This is a genomic window from Enterobacter genomosp. O (assembly GCF_001022965.1).
GTDB lineage: Bacteria > Pseudomonadota > Gammaproteobacteria > Enterobacterales > Enterobacteriaceae > Enterobacter > Enterobacter cloacae_L.
The window spans coordinates 402,107-426,642 of the sequence record NZ_LECZ01000026.1; the positions used below are offsets into that span (position 1 = coordinate 402,107).

Annotated in this window: 23 protein-coding genes; 7 read left to right on the forward strand and 16 right to left on the reverse strand. The window is 55.9% G+C overall.

Annotated elements, in window-relative coordinates; genetic code table 11:
• Nucleotides 1-83: 83 nt before the first annotated feature.
• Complete coding sequence (locus ABR39_RS15705; protein WP_123156794.1) at nucleotides 84-1,025, forward strand: TIGR01212 family radical SAM protein; 942 nt, start codon at nucleotides 84-86, stop codon at nucleotides 1,023-1,025.
• On the opposite strand, the gene ABR39_RS15710 is transcribed toward ABR39_RS15705, so the two are convergent.
• Nucleotides 1,005-2,507 (reverse strand): helicase HerA-like C-terminal domain-containing protein, encoded by a 1,503-nt coding sequence (locus tag ABR39_RS15710; protein ID WP_047347684.1) that lies wholly within the window; start codon nucleotides 2,505-2,507, stop codon nucleotides 1,005-1,007. The genes ABR39_RS15705 and ABR39_RS15710 overlap by 21 nt on opposite strands.
• Before the next feature lie 137 nt (nucleotides 2,508-2,644).
• Here ABR39_RS15710 and ABR39_RS15715 point away from each other — a divergent pair, with 137 nt between their 5' ends.
• Entirely contained in the window at nucleotides 2,645-4,291 is a 1,647-nt protein-coding gene (locus ABR39_RS15715; RefSeq protein WP_047347685.1) for a glycerone kinase, read from the forward strand.
• Nucleotides 4,292-4,383: 92 nt separating this feature from the next.
• Here ABR39_RS15715 and ahr read toward each other — a convergent pair whose 3' ends face one another.
• From ahr to pepA, 5 genes are all read right to left on the reverse strand, one after another.
• Nucleotides 4,384-5,403 carry an NADPH-dependent aldehyde reductase Ahr gene (ahr, locus tag ABR39_RS15720; protein WP_032650403.1) on the reverse strand — a complete coding sequence of 340 codons (1,020 nt, stop codon included), beginning with the start codon at nucleotides 5,401-5,403 and terminating at the stop codon, nucleotides 4,384-4,386.
• Nucleotides 5,404-5,486: 83 nt separating this feature from the next.
• Nucleotides 5,487-5,990 carry a GNAT family N-acetyltransferase gene (locus ABR39_RS15725; protein WP_047347686.1) on the reverse strand — a complete coding sequence of 168 codons (504 nt, stop codon included), beginning with the start codon at nucleotides 5,988-5,990 and terminating at the stop codon, nucleotides 5,487-5,489.
• A 123-nt stretch (nucleotides 5,991-6,113) separates the two neighbouring features.
• Nucleotides 6,114-8,969, reverse strand: coding sequence for a valine--tRNA ligase (locus ABR39_RS15730; RefSeq protein ID WP_047347687.1), 2,856 nt, complete (start codon nucleotides 8,967-8,969; stop codon nucleotides 6,114-6,116).
• Nucleotides 8,969-9,412, reverse strand: a complete 444-nt coding sequence (gene holC, locus ABR39_RS15735) for a DNA polymerase III subunit chi (protein WP_008502815.1) — start codon at nucleotides 9,410-9,412, stop codon at nucleotides 8,969-8,971. Before holC ends, ABR39_RS15730 begins: the two co-directional genes overlap by 1 nt.
• A gap of 117 nt (nucleotides 9,413-9,529) precedes the next feature.
• A complete protein-coding gene (gene pepA, locus ABR39_RS15740; RefSeq protein ID WP_023309366.1) occupies nucleotides 9,530-11,041 on the reverse strand; it encodes a leucyl aminopeptidase in 1,512 nt (503 codons plus the stop codon).
• Nucleotides 11,042-11,307: 266 nt separating this feature from the next.
• Between pepA and lptF the strand changes: the two genes are divergently transcribed.
• From lptF to mtgA, 5 genes are all read left to right on the forward strand, one after another.
• Nucleotides 11,308-12,408 carry an LPS export ABC transporter permease LptF gene (gene lptF, locus ABR39_RS15745; protein ID WP_047347688.1) on the forward strand — a complete coding sequence of 367 codons (1,101 nt, stop codon included), beginning with the start codon at nucleotides 11,308-11,310 and terminating at the stop codon, nucleotides 12,406-12,408.
• Nucleotides 12,408-13,490 carry an LPS export ABC transporter permease LptG gene (gene lptG, locus ABR39_RS15750; protein ID WP_047347689.1) on the forward strand — a complete coding sequence of 361 codons (1,083 nt, stop codon included), beginning with the start codon at nucleotides 12,408-12,410 and terminating at the stop codon, nucleotides 13,488-13,490. Before lptF ends, lptG begins: the two co-directional genes overlap by 1 nt.
• Before the next feature lie 135 nt (nucleotides 13,491-13,625).
• The gene (gene arcB, locus ABR39_RS15755) at nucleotides 13,626-15,959 is read left to right on the forward strand and encodes an aerobic respiration two-component sensor histidine kinase ArcB (protein WP_047347690.1); all 2,334 of its coding nucleotides are present in this window, start codon (nucleotides 13,626-13,628) and stop codon (nucleotides 15,957-15,959) included.
• A gap of 232 nt (nucleotides 15,960-16,191) precedes the next feature.
• Nucleotides 16,192-16,845 (forward strand): isoprenoid biosynthesis glyoxalase ElbB, encoded by a 654-nt coding sequence (elbB, locus tag ABR39_RS15760; RefSeq protein ID WP_047348175.1) that lies wholly within the window; start codon nucleotides 16,192-16,194, stop codon nucleotides 16,843-16,845.
• Nucleotides 16,842-17,567 (forward strand): monofunctional biosynthetic peptidoglycan transglycosylase, encoded by a 726-nt coding sequence (gene mtgA, locus ABR39_RS15765; RefSeq protein WP_047347691.1) that lies wholly within the window; start codon nucleotides 16,842-16,844, stop codon nucleotides 17,565-17,567. Before elbB ends, mtgA begins: the two co-directional genes overlap by 4 nt.
• Before the next feature lie 39 nt (nucleotides 17,568-17,606).
• Here mtgA and npr read toward each other — a convergent pair whose 3' ends face one another.
• From npr to kdsD, 10 genes are all read right to left on the reverse strand, one after another.
• Nucleotides 17,607-17,879, reverse strand: a complete 273-nt coding sequence (gene npr / locus ABR39_RS15770; RefSeq protein ID WP_003861872.1) for a PTS phosphocarrier protein NPr — start codon at nucleotides 17,877-17,879, stop codon at nucleotides 17,607-17,609.
• Nucleotides 17,876-18,730, reverse strand: coding sequence for an RNase adapter RapZ (rapZ, locus tag ABR39_RS15775; RefSeq protein ID WP_047347692.1), 855 nt, complete (start codon nucleotides 18,728-18,730; stop codon nucleotides 17,876-17,878). Before rapZ ends, npr begins: the two co-directional genes overlap by 4 nt.
• A 45-nt stretch (nucleotides 18,731-18,775) precedes the next feature.
• Complete coding sequence (gene ptsN, locus ABR39_RS15780) at nucleotides 18,776-19,267, reverse strand: PTS IIA-like nitrogen regulatory protein PtsN (protein ID WP_008501443.1); 492 nt, start codon at nucleotides 19,265-19,267, stop codon at nucleotides 18,776-18,778.
• 82 nt (nucleotides 19,268-19,349) lie between these two features.
• A complete protein-coding gene (hpf, locus tag ABR39_RS15785) occupies nucleotides 19,350-19,637 on the reverse strand; it encodes a ribosome hibernation promoting factor (protein WP_013098943.1) in 288 nt (95 codons plus the stop codon).
• Nucleotides 19,638-19,659: 22 nt separating this feature from the next.
• Nucleotides 19,660-21,093, reverse strand: a complete 1,434-nt coding sequence (gene rpoN / locus ABR39_RS15790; RefSeq protein WP_047347693.1) for an RNA polymerase factor sigma-54 — start codon at nucleotides 21,091-21,093, stop codon at nucleotides 19,660-19,662.
• A gap of 47 nt (nucleotides 21,094-21,140) precedes the next feature.
• Nucleotides 21,141-21,866, reverse strand: a complete 726-nt coding sequence (lptB, locus tag ABR39_RS15795) for an LPS export ABC transporter ATP-binding protein (RefSeq protein WP_025756692.1) — start codon at nucleotides 21,864-21,866, stop codon at nucleotides 21,141-21,143.
• 6 nt (nucleotides 21,867-21,872) lie between these two features.
• On the reverse strand, nucleotides 21,873-22,427 hold the full coding sequence (gene lptA, locus ABR39_RS15800) for a lipopolysaccharide ABC transporter substrate-binding protein LptA (RefSeq protein WP_024906352.1): 555 nt from the start codon (nucleotides 22,425-22,427) through the stop codon (nucleotides 21,873-21,875).
• Nucleotides 22,396-22,971 carry an LPS export ABC transporter periplasmic protein LptC gene (lptC, locus tag ABR39_RS15805; protein WP_047347694.1) on the reverse strand — a complete coding sequence of 192 codons (576 nt, stop codon included), beginning with the start codon at nucleotides 22,969-22,971 and terminating at the stop codon, nucleotides 22,396-22,398. The genes lptA and lptC overlap by 32 nt, the downstream gene beginning before the upstream one ends.
• Nucleotides 22,968-23,534: a 3-deoxy-manno-octulosonate-8-phosphatase KdsC gene (gene kdsC / locus ABR39_RS15810; protein WP_047347695.1), complete on the reverse strand. Its 567-nt coding sequence runs from the start codon at nucleotides 23,532-23,534 to the stop codon at nucleotides 22,968-22,970. The genes lptC and kdsC overlap by 4 nt, the downstream gene beginning before the upstream one ends.
• A 14-nt stretch (nucleotides 23,535-23,548) precedes the next feature.
• Nucleotides 23,549-24,535, reverse strand: a complete 987-nt coding sequence (gene kdsD / locus ABR39_RS15815; protein WP_025756696.1) for an arabinose-5-phosphate isomerase KdsD — start codon at nucleotides 24,533-24,535, stop codon at nucleotides 23,549-23,551.
• Nucleotide 24,536: the final 1 nt, after the last annotated feature.

Sequence of the window (24,536 nt, forward strand, 5' to 3'; positions counted from 1 at the left end):
CCAGGGCGATTGATCCAGGTCATCGCCGACAGAGGCTAAAAATGGCAGGCTTGTCCCCTTTCTCCGGGACGGTCTATCAGATTATGCAGTTACAGAAATTAGTCAATATGTTTGGTGGGGATCTTTTGCAGCGTTACGGTCAAAAGGTTCACAAGCTGACGCTGAATGGTGGGTTTAGCTGCCCAAACCGGGATGGCACGATTGGGCGCGGCGGCTGCACCTTCTGTAACGTTGCCTCGTTTGCTGATGAGACCCAGCAGCACCGCTCCATTGTCGAGCAGCTTTCACATCAGGCGAGTCTGGTAAACCGTGCGAAGCAATATCTGGCCTATTTTCAGGCCTACACCAGCACGTGGGCGGAGGTGCAGGTGCTGCGCGACATGTATCAGCAGGCCGTCAGCCAGGCCAATATTGTCGGGCTCTGCGTGGGTACGCGCCCGGACTGCGTACCGGACGCGGTGCTGGACCTGCTCAGCGAGTATAAAGAGCAAGGCTATGAGATCTGGCTGGAGCTAGGTCTACAGACCGCGCATGACAAAACGCTGCACCGGATCAACCGTGGCCATGATTTTGCCTGCTACCAGCGCACCACGCGCCTTGCGCGCGAGCGCGGGCTGAAGGTCTGTTCGCATCTGATTGTTGGGTTACCCGGTGAAGGTCAACAGCATGGTCTTGAAACGCTGGAAAAGGTGGTTGAAACCGGCGTGGACGGCATCAAGCTGCACCCGCTGCATATCGTTAAGGGCAGCATTATGGCGAAAGCCTGGGAAGCCGGACGGTTGAACGGAATCGAACTCGACGAGTATACGGTGACGGCAGGGGAGATGATTCGCCACACGCCGCCGGAGATTGTTTACCACCGCATTTCCGCCAGCGCCCGCCGCCCAACGCTTCTGGCACCGCTGTGGTGTGAGAACCGCTGGACGGGGATGGTGGAAATCGACCGCTATCTGCATGAGAACGGCGTACAGGGTTCGGCGCTTGGCCGCCCGTGGGTTCCCCGTCTACCGACGACGGCCGCCTAGCAAACTCCCCAGCATGCCGCGCACTATCTGATTCGTGACCTGCCGCGCGGCGCTTTTCGCCATGGTCTGCACCACGCCATCACGCTTGCCGCCGCGCGGCCCGGTGCTGCCGAACAGAATGTCTTTGAGTCCACCGAGAATACCGTCATCCACCGCGACAGACTGCCCTTTGGCAGCTGGCGCATCCTGCGATTCGGTGGTCGCCTGCACCCCTTTTTGCAGCATTTCGAACGCAGATTCGCGATCCACCTCGTCTTCGTACTTTCCGTACACCGGGGAGTGGTTAATCAGTCCGTTGCGCTCATCGTCCGTCACCGGCCCCATGCGCGAGCAGGGGGCGATCACCATTGCGCGTTCCACCACGGACGGGCTGCCCTTCGCATCAAGGAACGAGATCAGCGCTTCACCAGTGCCTAACGCCTGAATCGCCGCTTCGGTATCAAAGGCCGGGTTGGCACGCATGGTTTGCGCCGCGGCTTTCACCGCTTTTTGATCTTTCGGCGTAAAGGCGCGCAGGGCGTGCTGCACGCGGTTGCCGAGCTGACCCAGTACGTTGTCCGGGACGTCCGACGGGTTTTGCGACACAAACCAGACGCCGACGCCTTTGGAGCGGATCAGGCGAATCACCTGTTCAATCTTGTCCAGCAATACCTGCGGTGCGTCGTTGAACAGCAGGTGCGCTTCGTCGAAGAAGAAGACCAGCTTCGGTTTATCCAGATCGCCAGCTTCGGGTAACTGCTCGTAAAGCTCAGAGAGCATCCACAGCAGGCTGGCGGCGTAGAGCTTCGGCATCTGGTAGAGCTTCTCTGAACTCAGGATATTAATAATGCCTTTGCCGCTGCTGTCGGTGCGCATCCAGTCTTTGATATCCAGCATGGGTTCACCGAAGAAGTGCTCGGCGCCCTGTTGCTCAAGCGTCAGTAGCCCGCGCTGAATGGCACCCACCGACGCGCTGCTGATATTGCCGTACTGGTTCTGGAAGGATTTCGCGTTATCGCCGATGTACTGGGTAATGGCCCGCAGATCTTTGAAATCGAGCAGCAGCAGACCCTGGTCATCGGCAATGCGGAAGATAATGTTCAGCACTCCGGACTGTACGTCATTGAGGTTAAGCAGGCGAGCCAGCAGCAGCGGGCCGAGATCGGAGACGGTAGCGCGTACCGGGTGGCCTTTCTCGCCGAAGATGTCCCAGACGACCACCGGATTACCGTGCGGGGTCCAGTCCGTGATGCCAATATTCTTCAGCCGTTCGAGCAGTTTTTCAGAGGCGGTACCCTCCTGAGCCACACCGGTTAAATCGCCTTTCACGTCAGCCATAAAGACCGGTACGCCAATCTCTGAAAGCGACTCCGCCAGCTTTTGCAGGGTGACGGTTTTGCCCGTCCCGGTCGCACCGGTGATCAGACCGTGGCGGTTTGCCATCGCGGGCAGTAAATACAGCTCTTTTTCCAGCGTCCGGGCAATGAACAATGGTGTACTCATGATGCGCTTCCTCTCTTAGTCCTGGGTGCAGTATAGGCAACCTGACGGCAATTTGGCTGAGTAAATTGCTGACTTTGCGGCGCATTATCCAGTGCGGACTATGCTTTTGCATACGGTTCACAAAATAGTGGGAAACTATGTCCAGATTCTTCTTTAACGACCGCAAACAGCTGGTCAACGATGCCATAGAAGGCATACTGCTCTCTGCGCCGCACGCAAACCTTGTCAAACTCGATATCGATCCGGCTATCAGGATTGTCGCGCGCGGCGACTGGGACAAAAGTCGCGTGGCGGTGATCTCCGGCGGCGGCTCAGGTCACGAACCCGCGCACGCCGGGTTTGTCGGTAAAGGTATGCTGACGGCGGCAGTGTGTGGCGATCTGTTTGCCTCGCCGAGCGTGGATGCGGTGCTCAATGCCATCGTTGCGGTCACGGGCGATCGCGGCTGTCTGCTGATCGTCAAAAACTATACCGGTGACCGCCTGAACTTCGGCCTGGCCGCTGAAAAGGCCAAACGCTATGGCCTGAAGGTTGAGATGGTGATTGTGGCGGACGACATTGCGCTGCCGGACAACAAACAGCCGCGCGGTATTGCCGGTACGGCACTGGTGCACAAGATTGCGGGCTATGCGGCGGAGCACGGGAAATCGCTGAGCGAAGTGCGGGAGATTGCACAACAGGCCTGCGACAACCTCTGGAGCCTGGGCGTGGCGATGCAAACCTGTAACCTGCCGGGCAGCGACGATGAAGAGGGGCGCATTAAGCAAGGCCACGTCGAGCTGGGTCTGGGCATTCACGGCGAACCCGGAGCTTCCGTGGTGGATACGCAAAACAGCAAAGCGATTATCGACACGCTGGTGGCACCGTTGAGGGCGCAGGCGGGTAAGGGGCGCTTTGCGGTATTGATTAACAATCTTGGCGGCGTATCGGCGCTGGAGATGGCGCTGCTGACGAAAGAGCTGGCGCACTCGGCGCTGAAAGAGGAGATCGCGTACCTGATTGGCCCTGCGCCGCTGGTCAGCGCGCTGGACATGAAAGGTTTTTCTTTGACGCTGCTGAAGCTCAACGATTTTTTCGAAAAGGCGCTTCATGAAGACGTCGAGACGCTGGGCTGGCAGAAGCCGGTGGCGTTTGCACCGATGCGTACCGTGGCACATAGCGCCATTCACGATCGTGTGGAATTCACCCCATCGGACAACACGCGGGTGAGAGAATGTGTCTCCTCAGTGACGAATACGCTGATCCAGCTGGAAAACCGCCTGAACGCGCTGGATGCGAAAGTGGGGGATGGCGATACCGGTTCCACCTTTGCGCAAGGCGCGCGAGATATTGCGCAGCGCCTGGAAGAAAACACGCTCCCGCTTAACGATATGTCTAAGCTGCTGTTGCTGGTGGGCGAACGGCTGGCCACGGTGATGGGGGGATCGAGCGGAGTGTTGATGTCGATCTTCTTTACCGCGGCCGGGCAAAAGCTTCACGATGGACAGCCGCTACCGGAAGCTTTGCTGAGCGGGCTGGCGCAGATGAAGCAGTACGGCGGGGCGGATCTCGGCGATCGCACGCTGATCGATGCTCTGCAACCGGCGCTGGAAGCCTTGCAGAAAGGCGATCTTCAGGCGGCAGTGCAGGCGGCACAGCAGGGGGCAGAGGCAACGGCGAAAATGGAGAAAGCCGGTGCGGGGCGCTCATCGTATGTAAACAAAGAGAATCTGGACGGGGTGATGGATCCGGGAGCGGTCGCGGTGGCAGAGGTGTTTAAGGCCATGGTAGATGCAAAACGGTAACAACCGTTACCGTTTTTAGTGTTTGCGCCCTCTCCCCGTGGGAGAGGGTTGGGGTGAGGGCACCAGGCCGCACATTCCCCGGCAATCTCACATCAAAAATCCGCTTTCAACACCACGCGATAGCGGGCTTTGCCGTCGCGCACGTGCTGGATGGCTTCGTTGATTTTCGACATCGGGTACAGCTCGGTGGTCGGTGCCACTTTCGTGCGTCCAGCAAACTTCATCAGTTTGCGCAACTCGAACGGCGTGCCGGTCGCAGAACCGGATACGCTGCGATCCCCGCCGATCAGGGTAAACGCCGGGACCGGCAGCGGCTTCATCACGGCACCCACGGTGTGGAAGTTACCGCCGTAAGCCAGCGCTTCAAAGTACGGCTGCCAGTTGAGATCGACGTTGACGGTGTTAATGATCAGGTCAAACTGACCCGCCAGCGCGTTCAGGGCTTCCGGATCGCGGCTGTTCACGACTTTATCCGCGCCCATCGCCAGAACTTCTTTCTCTTTCGCTGGGTTCGAGCTGAACGCCGTCACTTCACAGCCCATTGCGTGCAGCAGTTTGATGGCAATATGCCCCAGGCCGCCAATACCGATGACGCCCACGCGGCTGGTGGCAGTAATATGGTGCATCAGCAGCGGTTTGAAGACGGTAATACCGCCGCACAGCAGCGGACCGGCGGACTCAATATCAATGCTGTCCGGCAGAGGAATGACCCATTGCCAGTCGGCGCGCAGCTTATCGGCAAAACCGCCTTTGTTCAGAATAGTGGGAACGGCGCCTTCGAGGCAGTTGATCTGGTTGCCGCTAATACACGCGTCGCAGTGGCCACAGCTGCGTGCCGTCCAGCCAATGCCCACGCGCTGGCCCACTTTTAGCCCCTTGTCCTGCGCGGCGCTACCGAGCGCAACAACGCGGCCAATGACCTCGTGCCCTGCGATCAGTGGATAGCTTGAAAAGCCCCATTCGTTGTCGATCATCGAGAGATCCGAGTGGCAGATCCCGCAGTAATCAACCTGTACTTCGACGTCTTCTGCTTTTAGTTCGCCCGCATCGTACTCGTACAGTTCAAGTTCTGCACCCGCCTGCGGTGCGGCGTAGCTTTTTATCTTCGACATCGTGTTTCCCCCGTTGTGGTGTGAACTGAGAGTGTAGAGCATTCAGTTCTGCGCCGCTTAACAGAAGGGGGCAGCAAAGATAGTTACAGATTTTTCAGCATCCTGACTTCGCAATCAACGTGGCCGGTACAGCCCAGCGGTGCATCAATATGCTCAAAGCCCAGATGTTCATACAGGCCGATGGCCTCTTTGAGGAAAGCGGTAGTTTCGAGGTAACAGCGTTTAAAACCTTGGGTGCGCGCGTGCTCCAGAGCCACCAGCGCCAGCTTTTTCGCCAGACCTTGCCCGCGCGCCGCTGGCAGGAAATACATTTTCTGCAGCTCACAGATATCCGGCTCGCTGCAGCTGAGTGGCGCTACGCCGCCGCCGCCCACAACCTGGCCGTTCTGTTCAATTATCCAGTAGGCATGGCCCGGCTGGCTGTAAAGCTGGAAAAGCTCGTCGAGATTTGGGTCGGCAACCGTATAGCCTTTGTCAGCCGTCAGGCCATATTCGGCAGAAACCGTACGGATAACGGCGGCGATAGCCGGGTTGTCCTGCACAGCGATCCGACGCATCGTCGTCGCGACGGGGGTAATCACGCTCATAGCATTACTCATTACAAAAATTGACACACAACTGCTGTTAATAGCACCGCAGAAAAAGGAGTGCAAGCGAGGAGTTTTCAGGAAGGGTACCCCTTACGCCATGAAGCGTAAGGGGTAATAGCATTACAGGGCTGCAATAACCGCCTGCTGCTCAATCAGCTTGGTCTTCGCATCGGCGAAGGCAACCAGACGCTCACGCTCTTTCGCGATGACCGCTTCCGGCGCACGGGCGACAAAGCCTTCGTTCGCCAGTTTGCTTTCGATTTTGCCGATTTCCACGTCGACTTTCGCCACTTCTTTCGCCAGACGAGCCAGCTCAGCGTCTTTGTCGATGAGACCCGCCATCGGGATCAGCAGCTCGGCGCCGTCGATGATTTTGGTCACGGAAACCGGACCTTTGTCATCAGCAGGCAGCACGGTGATGCTTTCCAGACGCGCCATGGTTTTCAGGAAGGTGTTGTTCTCGGTGACGCGACGAACAGCCGCTTCGCTGCAGCCGCGCAGCAGCAGCTCCAGTGGTTTGCCCGGGGCGATATTCATTTCAGCACGGATGTTACGTACCGCAACGATCGCCTGTTTCAGCCACTCGGTATCCGCTGATGCGGCTTCATCAACCTTAGCAGCATCGAATTCCGGGAACGGCTGCAGCATGATGGTGTCTGCGTTAATGCCCGCAATCACCTTCACGCGCTGCCAGATGGTTTCGGTGATGAATGGAATGACCGGATGCGCCAGGCGCAGCAGGCCTTCCAGAACGGTAATCAGCGTATTGCGCGTGCCGCGCAGCTCTGCTTCAGAACCACCGTTCATCACCGGCTTCGCCAGCTCCAGGTACCAGTCACAGAACTGGTTCCAGGTGAACTCGTACAGGATGCCCGCTGCGATATCGAAGCGGTAGCTGTCCAGCGCGTCGCGGAAGGCCTTCACCGTCTGGTTGAATTCCGCCAGGATCCAGCGGTCCGCCAGTGACAGCGTCATCTCGCCGCCGTTGAAGCCGCAGTCCTGATCTTCTGTGTTCATCAGCACGAAGCGGCTGGCGTTCCACAGCTTGTTACAGAAGTTACGGTAACCTTCAAGACGCTTCATGTCCCAGTTGATGTCGCGGCCGGTAGAGGCCAGCGCCGCCAGGGTGAAGCGCAGGGCGTCGGTACCGTGAGACTCAATCCCGTTCGGGAACTGCTTCTCGGTGCGCTTGCGGATTTTCTCAGCCAGCTGCGGCTGCATCATGTTGCCGGTGCGTTTTTCCAGCAGGTCTTCCAGAGAAATACCGTCAACCATATCCAGCGGGTCAATCACGTTGCCCTTGGACTTGGACATCTTCTGGCCTTCGTCGTCGCGGATCAGACCGGTCATGTAGACGGTATGGAACGGAACCTGCGGCTTGCCGTCTTCGTCTTTGATGAAGTGCATGGTCATCATGATCATGCGGGCAATCCAGAAGAAGATGATGTCGAAGCCAGACACCATTACGCTGGTTGGGTGGAACTGACGCAGCGCGTCGGTGTTTTCTGGCCAGCCGAGGGTGGAGAAGGTCCACAGCGCGGAGGAGAACCAGGTATCCAGCACGTCTTCATCCTGACGCAGGGCTACATCCGCGCTCAGGTTGTTTTCCTGACGGACTTCGTCTTCGGTGCGACCAACGTAGACATTGCCTTCGTTGTCATACCATGCCGGGATGCGGTGACCCCACCACAGCTGACGGGAGATACACCAGTCCTGAATATCGCGCATCCAGGAGAAGTACATGTTTTCGTACTGCTTCGGCACGAACTGGATGCTGCCGTTCTCAACCGCTTCAACAGCCGGTTTCGCCAGCACGTCGGCACGCACATACCACTGGTCGGTCAGCATTGGCTCGATAACCACGCCGCCACGGTCGCCGTACGGCACGGTCAGATCGTGAGGTTTAATCTCTTCCAGCAGGCCGAGTGCGTCAACGGCAGCCACGATGGCTTTACGCGCAGCAAAACGTTCCAGCTTCTGGAATTCAGCCGGGATGTCGCTTGAGTAAACGTCGGATTCGTTGCCTTTGGTGTCATACACTTCTGCACTTTCGCGGATATCGCCGTCGAAGGTCAGAATGTTGATCATCGGCAGGGCGTGACGACGACCGACTTCGTAGTCGTTGAAGTCGTGAGCCGGGGTGATTTTTACGCAGCCGGTGCCTTTTTCCATGTCGGCGTGTTCGTCGCCCACAATCGGAATACGACGGTTCACCAGCGGCAGTACCACGAATTTACCGATCAGATCTTTATAACGCGGATCTTCCGGGTTAACGGCCACGCCGGTATCGCCCAGCAGGGTTTCCGGACGGGTGGTCGCGACCACCAGGTAATCTTTACCGTCGGCGGTTTTTGCGCCGTCGGCCAGCGGATAGCGGATGTGCCACATGGAGCCTTTAGACTCGCGGTTTTCCACTTCCAGGTCGGAGATTGCGGTACGCAGTTTCGGGTCCCAGTTTACCAGGCGCTTGCCGCGGTAAATCAGGTCTTCTTTGTAGAGGCGGACGAAGACTTCTTTAACGGCGTTGGACAGGCCTTCATCCATGGTGAAGCGCTCGCGCTCCCAGTCAACGGAGTTGCCGAGACGGCGCATCTGACGGGTAATGGTGCCGCCTGATTCCGCTTTCCACTGCCAGATTTTGTCGATGAACGCGTCGCGACCGTAGTCGTGGCGGGTTTTTCCTTCTTCAGCGGCAATTTTACGCTCAACCACCATCTGGGTCGCGATACCCGCGTGGTCAGTCCCCGCCTGCCACAGGGTGTTTTTACCCTGCATGCGCTGGTAGCGGATCATGGTGTCCATGATGGTCTGCTGGAAAGCATGACCCATATGCAAACTGCCGGTGACGTTCGGCGGCGGGATCATGATGCAGAAGGACTCTTTGCTTTCGTCGCCGTTAGGCTTGAAATAGCCCTGCTGTTCCCAGTGCTCGTAAAGCGGCTGTTCGATATCGCGTGGGTTATATGTCTTTTCCATTATTTCCAGGTTGCCGTATTCAGGTTAAAACCAGCCAGGCGGTACGCTTTATAGCGTTCGCGCGCCAGTTGTTTCAAAGATTCTTCGTAAGGGACAAAGTCTACCACTTCTGTGAAAGCGGTGGCAAAATCTGCAAAATCTATCCGCAGGCTAATCAGAATATCGCGCGCGCTGCTGTTGCGCTTTTGCGGCCAGGCAATTTCAACCGGTGCGCCGCCGCGTGGACCTTCGCCTGACAGGTTATGCGGCACAAAACTCTCCGGCGGGCGCGCCCACAGCGCTTCGTCAAGACGAATCGCCTGCTGTTCATCTTCACAGGCAATCAGAACGCGTTTACCTGCGCGCCAACGTTCTGCGGCAATTTCACACACCAGCTGTTCTACGGCGCTGAGGCCATCCTGATGGGTGTCGTTGTCCAGAAGGTAGAACGTTGCATTCTTCATATATGGGGCTTCTTAGTTTGGATTCAAATGCAAAGCCGGGTGGCGCTACGCTTACCCGGCCTACGGTTGAATGACGTTGTAGGCCGGGTAAGGCGAAGCGCCACCCGGCATTTTATATCATTCGTCGCCGTTAAAACCCGCACGGTTCAGCAGGAACTGCGACAGCAGCGCGACCGGACGACCGGTTGCGCCTTTGGCCTTACCGGAGCGCCATGCGGTGCCCGCGATATCCAGGTGCGCCCAGTTGTACTTGCGGGTGAAGCGCGCCAGGAAGCAGCCCGCGGTGATCGCACCGCCAGGACGTCCGCCGATGTTCGCCATATCCGCAAAGTTAGACTCCAGCTGATCCTGATACTCGTCACCCAGCGGCAGACGCCATGCGCGGTCGCCGGCCTGCTCCGAGGCGCCGATAAGCTCGTGTGCCAGCGGATTGTGGTTCGACATCAGGCCGGTGATGTGGTGGCCCAGCGCAATCACGCAGGCGCCGGTGAGCGTGGCGACGTCAATCACCGCTTCCGGCTCGAAGCGTTCCACGTAGGTCAGTACGTCACAGAGTACCAGACGGCCTTCGGCGTCGGTGTTCAGCACTTCAACCGTCTGCCCGGACATGGTGGTCAGGACGTCACCCGGACGATAGGCGCGACCGCCAGGCATGTTTTCGCAGCCTGCCAGCACGCCAATCACGTTAATCGGCAGCTGAAGCTCCGCCACCATGCGCATCACGCCATAAACCGCCGCCGCGCCGCACATGTCGTACTTCATCTCATCCATACCTTCGGCAGGCTTGATGGAGATACCGCCGGAGTCGAAGGTCAGGCCTTTACCGACGAGCACGATAGGGCGCGCGTCTTCGGACGGATTGCCTTTGTACTCAATGACGGACATCAGGGATTCGTTCTGAGAGCCGTTACCGACCGCCAGATAAGAGTGCATCCCCAGCTCTTTCATCTGCTGTTCGCCGATGACGCGGGTAATGACATTCTTGCTGTAGGCGTCGGCCAGCTGACGCGCCTGTGAAGCCAGGTACGCGGCATTACAGATGTTAGGCGGCATGTTGCCGAGATCTTTGGCGGCTTTAATGCCGGCAGCAATCGCCAGACCGTGCTGGATGGCGCGCTCGCCGCTGGTCAGTTCACGGCGCGTTGGCACGTTAAAGACCATTTTACGTAGCGGACGACGCGGCTCGCTTTTATTGGTCTTCAGCTGATCGAAGCTGTACAGGCTTTCTTTTGCCGTTTCGACCGCCTGGCGCACTTTCCAGTAGGTGTTACGCCCCTTAACGTGCAGCTCTGTCAGGAAGCAGACGGCTTCCATTGAACCGGTGTCATTCAGCGTATTAATCGTTTTCTGAATCACCTGCTTATACTGACGTTCATCCAGTTCGCGTTCTTTGCCGCAGCCAATCAGCAGAATACGTTCTGACAGTACGTTCGGAACATGGTGCAGTAACAGCGTCTGCCCAGGTTTGCCTTCCAGTTCGCCACGGCGCAGCAGGGCGCTAATATAGCCGTCACTGATTTTATCGAGTTGCTCGGCGATCGGGGAGAGTCGGCGTGGTTCAAAGACGCCCACAACGATGCAGGCACTCCGCTGTTTCTCCGGGCTACCGCTTTTTACACTGAACTCCATGCACTACGCTCCTGAATCTTAAAGACAACGGCGGCTGCTACGGATAGAATTGAAACCTTTCGTAACTCATGTCCGCTGTTGTGGTGACTTCGTGTTAATCTTACGTTACTACGGTTTCGACACGTCAGAAAAAGTCCTGAAGCGTGAATCCGCCGGATGTTTTAATCTTAGCGATGATTTCGACGACTCAAGAGAATAAATGACGTTTAAGCCATGAAACAAGCGATTTTCCAGCAAAGAGACGGGTTTTTACGGGCGTATTTAAAGTGATAATCATAAGATATCTGGTGCGGGAGACGCTCAAAAGCCAACTGGCGATCCTCTTCATCCTGCTGCTGATTTTTTTCTGTCAGAAGCTGGTTAAGATCCTCGGTGCGGCCGTTGACGGCGAAATTCCAACGAATCTGGTGCTTTCCCTGCTTGGTTTAGGGATCCCGGAAATGGCGCAGCTTATCCTGCCGCTAAGTCTTTTCCTTGGCCTGCTCATGACGCTTGGGAAGCTCTACACCGAGAGTGAAATCACGGTGATGCATGCCTGTGGCCTGAGCAAAGCCGTACTGGTGAAAGCCGCCATGATACTGGCGCTGTTCACGGGTATTGTTGCGGCGGTGAATGTGATGTGGGCAGGCCCCATGTCTTCCCGTCATCAGGACGAAGTGCTGGCCGAAGCGAAAGCAAACCCCGGCATGGCGGCGTTAGCCCAGGGACAGTTCCAGCAGGCGACCGACGGAAACTCCGTGCTGTTTATTGAGAGCGTTGACGGCAGTAAATTTAACGATGTATTCCTGGCGCAGCTGCGGACTAAAGGTAACGCGCGTCCGTCAGTGGTCATTGCTGACTCTGGTCAACTTGCGCAGCGCAAAGACGGTTCGCAGATCGTGACGCTGAATAAGGGCACCCGTTTCGAAGGCACCGCGATGCTGCGTGACTTCCGCATTACGGATTTCCAGAACTACCAGGCCATTATCGGCCATCAGGCTGTGGCGCTCGATCCAACGGATACCGAGCAAATGGACATGCGTACCCTATGGAATACCGATACCGACAGAGCGCGCGCTGAGTTCCACTGGCGTATTACTCTCGTCTTCACCGTGTTTATGATGGCGCTGATTGTTGTTCCGCTGAGCGTAGTAAATCCTCGCCAGGGACGCGTGCTCTCTATGCTGCCGGCGATGCTGCTTTATCTGATCTACTTCCTGCTGCAAACCTCGATTCGCTCCAACGGCGCGAAGGGCAAGCTGGATCCTATGGTCTGGACATGGTTCGTCAACAGCCTGTACATCCTGCTGGCGCTGGGATTAAACCTGTGGGATACGGTGCCTGTGCGCCGCATACGTGCCCGATTCTCGCGTAAAGGAGCCATCTAATGCAGGCGTTTGGCGTTCTCGATCGCTATATCGGTAAAACCATTTTTACCACCATCATGATGACGTTGTTCATGCTGGTGTCGCTCTCCGGCATTATCAAATTTGTCGATCAGCTGAAAAAAGCGGGGCAGGGGAGCTACGACGCGCTGGGCGCGGGAATGTATACCCTGCTCAGCGTGCCGAAAGACGTGCAGATCTTCTTCCCGATGGCGGCCCTGCTGGGTGCGCTGCTGGGGCTGGGTATGCTGGCGCAGCGCAGCGAGCTGGTCGTTATGCAGGCATCGGGCTTTACCCGAATGCAGGTCGCGCTGTCGGTCATGAAAACCGCAATCCCGCTGGTGTTGTTGACCATGGCGATTGGCGAGTGGGTCGCGCCGCAGGGCGAACAGACGGCGCGTAACTACCGTGCTCAGGCGATGTATGGCGGTTCTCTGCTTTCCACTCAGCAAGGGTTATGGGCGAAAGATGGCAAAAGCTTCGTCTACATCGAACGTGTAAAAGGTAACGATGAGCTAGGCGGCGTCAGTATCTACTCCTTCAACGATCAGCGCCGCTTACAGTCAGTCAAACACGCCTCTTCGGCGAAGTTTGACCCTGAACATAAGCAGTGGCGTTTGTCACAGGTTGATGAGTCTGACCTCACAGATCCGAAGCAAATCACCGGTTCTCAGACGGTGACCGGTACGTGGAAGACCAACCTCACGCCCGATAAGCTCGGGGTCGTGGCGCTGGATCCTGACGCGCTCTCAATCAGTGGTTTACACAACTATGTGAAATACCTAAAGTCGAGCGGGCAGGATGCCGGGCGTTATCAGCTCAACATGTGGAGCAAAATCTTCCAGCCGATGTCCGTGGCGGTGATGATGCTGATGGCGCTGTCGTTTATCTTCGGCCCGCTGCGCAGTGTGCCGATGGGGGTACGCGTCGTGACCGGTATCAGCTTCGGCTTTGTCTTCTACGTGCTCGATCAGATCTTCGGTCCTCTGACGCTGGTGTATGGCATTCCGCCGATTATTGGTGCGCTGTTGCCAAGCGCCAGCTTCCTCCTGATCAGCCTCTGGCTGCTGCTGAAGCGCTCCTGATTGACCTCTCCTCGCTTCCGGTTCGCCGGGAGCGAGGCTAATCTCCTGTTTCACCCCGCACTTTTTCTCAGAACCTTCAACGTCCCGCCGCGAATTTGAGTATTATTGAGCGATAAAGTCGTGAAGGGATCCTCTATGAAGCAAATTCGAATGCTTGCCCAGTATTACGTCGACCTGATGATGAAGCTTGGGCTGGTGCGTTTCTCCATGCTGCTTGCGCTGGCGCTGGTCGTTCTGGCCATTGTCGTGCAAATGGCCGTCACCATGGTGCTGCACGGTCAGGTCGAGAGTATCGACGTCATCCGATCCATCTTCTTTGGCTTACTCATAACCCCCTGGGCGGTCTATTTCCTTTCCGTGGTGGTTGAACAGCTGGAGGAGTCCCGTCAGCGTCTGTCAAAACTGGTTGATAAGCTGGAGGAGATGCGCGAGCGCGACCTTAAGCTCAACGTCCAGCTCAAAGACAACATTGCGCAGCTCAATCAGGAGATTTCAGATCGCGAGAAGGCGGAGGCCGAACGTCAGGCCACGCTGGAGCAGCTGAAAATCGAAATGAAAGAGCGCGAGGTCACGCAGATCCAGCTTGAGCAGCAATCCTCTTTCCTGCGTTCGTTCCTTGATGCTTCACCGGATCTGGTGTTCTACCGCAATGAAGATAAAGAGTTTTCCGGCTGTAACCGGGCGATGGAGCTGCTCACCGGGAAAAGCGAAAAGCAGCTGATTCACCTGAAACCGCAGGACGTTTACTCCGAAGAGGCGGCCGCCAAGGTCATGGAGACGGATGAAAAGGTATTCCGCCATAACGTCTCTCTGACCTATGAACAGTGGCTGGATTACCCGGACGGACGCAAAGCCTGCTTCGAGATCCGTAAGGTGCCCTACTATGACCGCGTCGGGAAACGCCACGGCCTGATGGGCTTTGGGCGCGATATCACCGAGCGTAAGCGCTATCAGGATGCCCTGGAGCGCGCCAGCCGCGACAAGACCACCTTCATCTCGACCATCAGCCACGAACTGCGTACGCCGCTTAATGGCATTGTCGGGCTGAGCCGTATTCTGCTGGACACCGACCTGACCGCGGAGCAGGAAAAATACCTCAAAACGATCCATGTCTCGGCGGTCACGCTGGGTAATATCTTCAACGATATTATTGATATGGATAAGATGGAGCGTCGTAAAGTTCAGCTTGATAACCAGCCGGTCGATTTCACCAGCTTCCTTGCCGATCTGGAAAACCTGTCCGGCCTGCAGGCGCAGCAGAAGGGTCTAAGCTTTGTGATGGATCCCACTCTGCCGCTGCCGCATAAAGTGGTGACTGACGGTACGCGGCTGCGCCAGATCCTGTGGAACCTGATCAGCAACGCGGTGAAATTTACCCAGAAGGGACAGGTGACGGTGCGTATCCGCTTTGACGAAGGCGATATGCTGCACTTCGAGGTGGAAGACTCCGGGATGGGTATTCCGCAGGAGGAGCAGGACAAGATTTTCGCGATGTACTACCAGGTGAAGGACAGCAACGGCGGGAAACCCGCCACCGGTACCGGCATTGGCCTGGCAGTGTCTAAGCGGCTGGCGAAGAGCATGGGTGGCGATATCACCGTTGTCAGCCAGCCGGGCAAAGGTTCAACCTTCACGCTGACGGTCCATGCGCCGGCGGTGGCGGAAGAGGTTGAAGACACCTTTGATAACGACGACATGCCGCTGCCTGCGCTGCACGTCCTGCTGGTGGAAGATATTGAGCTGAACGTGATTGTGGCGCGCTCTGTGCTGGAAAAACTGGGCAACAGCGTCGATGTCGCGATGACGGGTAAAGCCGCTCTGGAGATGTTTAAACCGGACGAATACGACCTCGTTCTGCTGGATATTCAATTACCGGATATGACCGGGCTGGATATCTCCCGTGAACTGACGCGTCAGTACGCGGCCGATGAACTGCCGCCGCTGGTTGCGCTGACGGCGAACGTTCTGAAAGATAAAAAAGAGTATCTCGATGCCGGTATGGACGATGTACTCAGCAAGCCGCTGGCGGTGCCTGCTCTGACCGCCATGATTAAGAAGTTCTGGGATACCCATGATGAAGAGGAGAGCACCATGACGTCTGTTGATAGCGCAAAAGCCCAAACGATACTCGATACGGGAATGCTTGAGCAGTACATCGATCTGGTTGGTCCAAAACTGATTACCGACGGTCTGGCGGTGTTTGAAAAAATGATGCCTGGCTATCTGAGCGTGCTGGAATCAAACCTGACCGCCCGCGACCAGAAGGGCATCGTCGAAGAAGGACATAAAATCAAAGGCGCAGCCGGCTCGGTCGGCTTACGCCACCTGCAGCAGCTGGGTCAACAGATTCAGTCGCCTGATTTACCTGCATGGGAAGATAACGTGGGTGATTGGGTGGAAGAGATGAAACAAGAGTGGCAAAACGATGTTGCGGTGCTTAAGGCCTGGGTCGAAGCCAGAAAAAAATGACCCCGGCTTAACCGGGGTGCGCGAATACTGCGCCAACACCAGGGAAATCGTGGCTGCGCCTGTTTTTTAAAGTTATTTTCGAATCGGCGCCGCCTGAAAAATTTAGGCCGCACGCAGATAAGATAGCAAATCTTAAATGGTTTGTTACATGAATCAGTGAAATGTGTGAAGCATAGCGTTTTAATCAAAATTATTAATGTGCTTCAGCAAGTTGCAGAAAAGGATCGTCATGATGAAAAAGATTGGTGTCGTGCTAAGCGGATGCGGTGTTTACGATGGTTCTGAGATACATGAAGCCGTCATTACGCTGCTGGCTTTGGCAAAACAGGGAGCAGAGGTGATTTGCTTTGCGCCAGACAAAAATCAGGCTGATGTGATTAACCATCTGACCGGTGAGCCAATGGCGGAAACCCGCAACGTGCTGATTGAAGCCGCGCGTATCGCGCGCGGTGACATTCATCCTCTTATTCAGGCAGATGCCGCAGAGCTTGATGCGTTAATTGTTCCGGGCGGGTTTGGTGCGGCCAAAAATCTCAGCACCTTTGCCGCGCAGGGCGCGGAGTGTCAGATCGATCCTCATCTAAAAACGCTGTCGCAGGCCATGCACGCGGCGGGAAAACCGCTGGGCTTTATCTGTATCGCGCCGGCCATGCTGCCTAAAATTTTTGATTTCCCGTTGCGGCTGACGATTGGCACCGATATTGATACCGCAGAGATCGTGGAGGAAATGGGGGGCGAACACGTTCCGTGCCCGGTTGATGACATTGTGGTTGATGAAGATAACAAAATTGTCACCACGCCGGCGTATATGCTGGCGAATAATATCGCCGAGGCTGCCTCCGGTATTGAAAAGCTGGTGGCCCGCGTGCTGGTACTCACTGAATGAGACGTCAATCTGGCGCAGGCGCATGGGTGAAACGTATTCTCTTGCGCATCGTTCTTGTGCTGGCGGTATTCTGGGGAGGCGGGCTGGCATTATTCAGCATTATGCCGGTTCCGTTCTCTGCCGTTATGGTTGAGCGGCAGCTCGGCGCGTGGCTCACCGGCGATTTCAGCTATGTGGCCCACTCAGACTGGGTGAGCTTGGACGCGATCTCACCGTTTATGGGGCTGGCGGTCATCGCGGCGGAGGATCAGAAATTCCCTGAGCACTGGGGGTTCGACGTCGCGGCCATTGAGAAGGCGCTTGCCCATAACGAACGCCACGAAAACCGCGTGCGAGGCGCGTCAACGCTGTCGCAACAGACGGCCAAAAACCTGTTTCTGTGGGATGGGCGAAGCTGGGTGCGAAAAGGGCTGGAAGCGGGTCTGACCCTGGGGATGGAATCGGTCTGGAGCAAAAAGCGCATCCTGACCGTGTATCTCAACGTCGCCGAGTTTGGTGACGGCATATTCGGTGTGGAAGCTGCCGCACAGCGTTATTTCAATAAACCGGCCAGTCGTCTGAGTATGTCAGAAGCGGCACTCCTGGCTGCTGTCTTACCTAATCCCATCCGCTTTAAAGCCAGTGCCCCATCAGGGTACGTGCGAAGCCGACAGGCGTGGATTATGCGCCAGATGCGTCAGTTGGGAGGGGAAGGGTTTATGGAGCGCAATAAATTAATGTAGGGCGGGTAAGCGCAGCGCCACCCGCCTGAATAGCCAAGCTTAATCTTCGTCAAACCCTGCGTTAAACAGAGCAATGACCGCCGCCAGCGCTTCCTCTTCCTGAGGGCCGGTGGCTTCTACTTCAATCTGGCGCCCTTTGGCGGAGTCCAGCATCAGCAGCGCGATCACGCTGTTTGCTTCCGCTTCGGTACCTTCGTCATTCCGCAGCAGAACTTCCGCATCGAAACCCTGCATCAGTTCAAACAGTTTCATCGCCGGGCGTGCATGCATACCCAGCTTATTGGTGATCTCAACGGTTTGTTTTACGGTCATGTTTTACGTTTTTCCAGCGTGCGATGACGGGACTGGACGTTCTTCCCGCGCGAGCGGAAATAGTCGGCCAGCTGTTCGGCGATGTAAACCGAACGATGCTTACCGCCGGTACAGCCAATCGCCACCGTCAGGTAGCTACGATTGTTTGTCTCCAGCATAGGTAACCATAGCTCAAGGTAGCTTCGCGTCTGGTAGATAAAATTGTGAACTTCTGTGTGCCTGTCGAGGAAGGCCGCGACGGGTTTATCCAGACCGGTCATTGGACGCAGTTTCGGATCCCAGTGCGGGTTCGGCAGGAAGCGCACGTCGAAAACATAATCCGCATCAATCGGAATACCGTGCTTGAAGCCAAAGGACTCGAACACCATCGTCAGTTCGCGCTCGCGCTTGCCCAACAGCCGGGTACGCAGCATTTCCGCCAGCTCGTGAACGGACATCTCAGAGGTGTCGACAATCAGGTCCGCACGAGAGCGCAGCGGCTCCAGCAGGTCGCTCTCCTCATCGATCGCGCTCTCCAGAGAGAGGTTCTTACTGGAAAGCGGGTGCAAACGACGGGTATCGCTGTAGCGGCGGATCAGGGTATTGCGGTCTGCATCGAGGAACAGCAGCTGAGGCGAAAACGCCTCAGGCAGGTTACTCATCGCCTGCTCAAAAATTTCTGGTGATTCAGGCATGTTACGAACGTCGATACTGACGGCGGCAGAGGTTTGTCTTTCCGCAAGCGTCCGAGCCAGGTCGGGCAACAACACGACCGGCAGGTTATCTACGCAGTAAAAACCCATGTCTTCCAGCGCGCGCAGAGCAACGGATTTCCCCGACCCTGAACGGCCACTGACAATCATCAGCACCATGTTCCGTTTCTCCTCAGGACAACAGATGTGAAGGCCATCTCCTGGTTATGCATCATCCTGATTGCCTTCTGCTTCAGTGATAATTTGATAGAGCTCTTCATCACTTTGAGCCGAGCGCAGTCGGCGGCAAATGGTTTTATCGGCCAGGCGTTTTGCGACCAGCGACAGCGTATGCAGATGGGTTTTCGTCTGGTCGGCAGGAACCAGCAGCGCGAAGAGGAGATCGACGGGCTGGTTATCAATGGCATCGAAGGCGATAGGTGTTTCAAGCTGCACAAACACACCGACGGCGCGCAGGGTATCCTCTTCCAGTTTGCCGTGCGGGATCGCGATGCCGTTGCCGATACCGGTACTGCCCATTTTTTCACGGGTCAGGATCGCTTCGAATACCACCTGCGGCGGCAGGCCCAGCTGTTTTGCGGCCAGTTCACTGATGATCTCCAGCGCACGTTTTTTGCTCTGGCAGTGAACAGCACTGCGGGTACATTCCTGGTTAAGGACATTGCTCAGTTGAAGAGCGGAATCGTTGTTCATCATAATTTCACCTAAGCGCTAACTGTACAAATGGCCTGTTGTGTTTCACAACAGGCCGTCCTGCACCCGTTAACTGCCCGGACAATTAGTGTTGTTTCAGTTTATCTTTATGTTTATTGAGCTGTCGCGCAAGCTTATCAATCAAGCCGTCGATAGCCGCGTACATGTCCTGCCCTTCCGCACTGGCATGGAGTTCACCCCCGTTAACATGCAGGGTGGCATCCGAGATATGAGTCACTTTCTCCACTTTCAACACAATATAGACCTGGTTGATCCTTTCGAAATACTGCTCGAGTTTGGCAAACTTCGTGTTCACAAAGTCGCGTAAAGCCTCAGTAATTTCGACGTTTTGTCCAGTGATGTTGAGCTGCATAGTGTCTTCCTTATCGGTTGTGTCAGACCAGCTGTTTACGCTGGTTGGACGGCGGAATGGATAAAGACTCTCGATACTTCGCAACAGTACGACGTGCCACCATAATACCCTGATCGGACAGCATGGTGGTTAACTTACTGTCACTCAGTGGCTTCGCGGGGTTCTCCGCGGCGATCAACTTCTTCACCAGGGCACGAATCGCCGTTGACGACGCTTCGCCGCCGCCCTCGGTATTCACGTGGCTGGAGAAGAAATACTTAAGCTCAAAAATACCGCGCGGACTGTGCAGATACTTCTGCGTGGTTACACGGGAAATGGTTGATTCATGCATCTCGACGGCCTGAGCGATATCCGCCAGCACCATCGGTTTCATATACTCTTCGCCCTGCTCAAAGAAAGCCTGCTGCTGTTCGACAATGCAGCGGCTAACGCGTAGCAGCGTATCATTTCGGCTCTCCAGACTTTTGATCAACCATCGCGCTTCCTGCAAATTGCTACGAATATATTGATTGTCGGAGTCGTTACGCGCGCTGGTGCACATGGAGGCATACTGCTGATTGATTTGCAGGCGAGGGATGCTGTCAGAGTTCAGTTCAACGACCCAGCGGTCATTGTGTTTTCTGACCAGCACATCCGGAATCACGTACTCGGGTTCGCTGGTCTGGATCGACTGACCGGGACGCGGATCGAGCGACTGGATCAGATTCACCGCTTCTTTCAGCACGTCTTCTTTCAGGCGCGTAACCCGCATCAGGCTGCGGAAATCGTGGTTAGCCAACAGATCCAGATGATCGCTGATGATGACGCGCGCCTCATCGAGCCATGGCGTCTCTTTGCTGAACTGAGAAAGCTGGATCAGCAGGCAGTCGCGCAGATCTTTTGCGGCCACGCCTACCGGGTCGAAACGCTGGATGCGCTTGAGTACGGCTTCTACTTCCTCAAGCTCAATCTCATCGTCGCCCATGCTTTCGAGGATATCGTCCAGCGTGACGGTTAAATAGCCCGTGTCATCAACGGCATCGACAATGGACGTGGCAATTGCACGATCGGTGTCGGAGAAGGGAGTCAGCTCGACCTGCCACATCAGGTAGTCCTGAAGCGACTGGGTGGTTTCTCCCTGATAGACCGGTAGCTCATCGTCCTGGTAGTCTGCACGCGTACCCGAAGGGGTTCCGGCGGTGTAGATTTCATCCCAGCTGGCATCCAGCGGAAGCTCGTCCGGCATCTCTTTTTGTTCGAGTGCATCCGCGGTGTCGAGCGTTTCTGTATCCTGCGACTGCTGGGTTTCTACCTCGTCATGAAGATCGGTTTGTTCCAGCAGGGGATTACTGTCCAGCGCCTGCTGGAGCTCCTGCTGAAGTTCTAACGTGGACAGTTGCAACAGGCGAATTGCCTGCTGTAGCTGCGGCGTCATCGCCAGTTGTTGGCTGAGCCTTAATTGCAAACCTTGCTTCATGTTCAGAGCATTTTTCTCCGGTTCGGCGTTACATTACCTCTACCCTATCAGAGTCTGAAGTCTTCCCCAAGATAGACGCGCTTAACATGATCGTCTTCGAGGATCTGTTGCGGCGTACCGTGGGCGATCAGATTGCCCTGGCTCACAATATACGCGCGTTCACACACGGCCAGCGTTTCGCGCACGTTGTGGTCGGTGATCAATACGCCAAGCCCGCTGTCACGCAGGTGCTCAATGATGCGTTTAATGTCGATAACGGAGATGGGGTCAACGCCCGCAAAGGGTTCATCCAGAAGGATAAATTTCGGGTTTGCGGCCAGCGCACGCGCGATCTCAACGCGGCGACGTTCACCCCCGGAGAGCGCCTGACCGAGGCTGTCACGCAGATGCTCAATGTGGAACTCTTCCATCAGCTCGTTGGCACGATCCTGGCGCTGCTCGCTGGTTAGATCGTTACGAATCTGCAGGACCGCCATCAGGTTATCGTAAACGCTAAGACGACGGAAAATGGAAGCTTCCTGCGGCAGATAGCCGATTCCGCGGCGCGCGCGCGCGTGCAGCGGCAGAAGGCTGATGTCTTCATCGTCAATGACAATGTTGCCGGCATCGCGCGGCACAATGCCAACGACCATGTAGAAGGTTGTGGTTTTACCCGCACCGTTAGGGCCAAGCAGGCCCACAATTTCGCCGGAGTTGACGGTCAGACTGACATCTTCTACGACACGGCGGCCCTTATAGGCCTTCGCGAGGTTTTTTGCAGTTAATGTTGCCATAACGAATTAGTTACTCTTCTTCTGTGCCGGGGCCTGGCCTTTGCCTTTGTCCTGCAGCTGCGACGGAACCAGTACGGTGGTCACGCGTTTGCCTTTCTCGCTGGAAGCCTGCATTTTTTGCTCTTTAACCAGATAGGTGATCTGGTCGCCGGTAATGTTGCTGTCCAGCTGTTCCAGATACGCATTCCCGGTCAGGATGACCAGGTCTTTCGCCAGCTCATAGTGCATATGCGTGGCGTGGCCCTTCACCGGCTTGCCGTTGTCCTGCATCTGGTAGAAAGTTGCCGGATTACCATAGCCATCGATAATCTCTTTGCCCTGCTCGCCACCCGGACGGGTAACGACCACTTTGTCGGCGTTAATTTTAATGGTGCCCTGGGTCATGACGACGTTACCTGTAAAGGTGACGACGTTGCCCTGCATATCGAGAGACTGGGTGTCGGACTCGATATGAATCGGCTGGTCGGTATCGCCCGTTACAGCAAGCGCGGGGAGACTGGTTGCCAGCATCGCGCTGGCGATAATTACTTTAAGGCTGAGTTTGTTTGTTTTGAATTTCATAGGAGGTTCTAACCTTTTCAATCAGCTCGGCGTTTTTGCTGCGTAAGTTCCCGCGCATTCTTAAACCGCTGGAATTAAATGTTGTGCCATACAGTGTGACCAGATCCTGCGACGTCACGTCCTGGGTCACCAGGTTGATCTGGGCATTATCCGTCGTAATTTTTCGCAGTTGCGAGTCAGCGGTCAGGGCGTTGACTTCAACGTGGCCATACAGATAAAGCATACGGTCATTTGTCAGTTTTGCCCGATCTGACTTAATTGACCACGTCGGCACTTTGTCTTTATCAAACGTGGTCATGACAGGCTGGGTAAACCACGAAATACCGTCATCTGAAAAATATTCAACATGCTGGGCAATCAGGCGATAGTTCAGCGCGCCTTCCGGGCTATAGACCACGGTGTCGCTGTGATCGCTTTTATAAGTTGGATCGTTAGTGTTGATCGCTTCCGTTTGCGTATCGTCGCGATCGGCAAGGTTCACGCCAATCAATACCAGTGCGACAAGCGAAAGCAAAATGATAATCCAACGTCTGGTTTTACTCATATCGATTGCCCTTTGGCCTCATCAAGCTTGCCCTGCGCCAGCAGGAGCAGATCGCAGACTTCACGGACGGCACCACGGCCACCGTTGATGTGGGTAACGTAGTCCGCGCGCGGGATCAGCAGCGGATGCGCATCGGCAACGGCAATACTCAACCCGACTTCAGCCATCACTGGCCAGTCAATCAGATCGTCCCCGACGTAGGCCACGTTTTCCGGCGCGATAGCCAGTTTACCCACTAAATCATTGAATGCTGCCATCTTATCGGATTGACCCTGATACAAATGGGTAATGCCTAAGGTTTCACAGCGGTCTTCTACCAGTTTAGCTTTCCGCCCGGTGATGATAGCAACCTCGATACCCGAGGTCAGCGCACAGCGGATACCGTAGCCGTCGCGAACGTTAAACGCTTTTAGCTCTTCACCGTTATTGCCCATATAAATCAGGCCATCGGAGAGTACCCCATCCACATCCAGAATCAGCAGGCGAATATTCTCCGCCTTTGCCATCATCTGGGCACTGACCGGACCATAACAGGTTGCAAGGGATGCACCCGCATTACTCATTGTCTTATCCTTCATTACACTACGCCTGCGCGCAGCAGATCATGCATATGTACCACACCCAGCAACTGGTCGCCATCGGCAACCATAACGGAGGTGATATGACGGGACTGCATCAGGTTCAGCACATCCACTGCCAGCGTACCCGGACGCACGCGAATGCCGCCGGGCGTCATCACATCGGCAATGCCCAGCGTGCGGACATCGACGCCCATGTCGAATACGCGGCGCAGGTCTCCATCGGTGAAGATCCCCTGAATTTTCATCAGATCGTCGCACACGACCGTCATACCCAAATTCTTACGGGTGATTTCCAGCAGCGCATCGCGCAGGGAGGCCGCTTTACTGACGTGGGGGATTTCATCGCCGGTGTGCATAATATCGTTAACCCGAAGCAGCAATTTGCGCCCCAGCGCGCCACCTGGGTGGGAAAGCGCGAAATCTTCCGGCGTAAAACCGCGGGCTTCCAGCAGCGCGACGGCGAGCGCATCGCCCATGACCAGCGCAGCGGTGGTGCTGGAGGTCGGCGCCAGCCCCAGCGGGCAGGCCTCTTTGGGAACTTTAACGCACAGGTGAATATCGGCCGCACGCGCCATGCTACTTTCCGGACGGCTGGTCATGCAAATAAGCGGCACCTGCAAACGTTTCAGTACCGGGATCAGCGCCAGGATTTCATTGGACTCACCGGAGTTGGAAAGTGCGATGACGATATCCTGCGGCGTGACCATACCCAGATCCCCGTGCGCGGCTTCCCCAGGATGGACAAAGAAGGACGAGGTTCCGGTGCTGGCAAACGTCGCCGCCATTTTGCGTCCAATGTGGCCGGACTTACCCATCCCCATCACCACGACTTTGCCGGCACAGTAAAATATCTTCTCACATGCCAGACTAAAATCCTGATTAATGTACTGATCTAACTGCGCCAGACCTTCACGTTCAATCTCCAGAACGTCTTTGCCTGCTTTCTGAAAGTCAAAACCCGGCTGCAATTCTATTTGCGACATA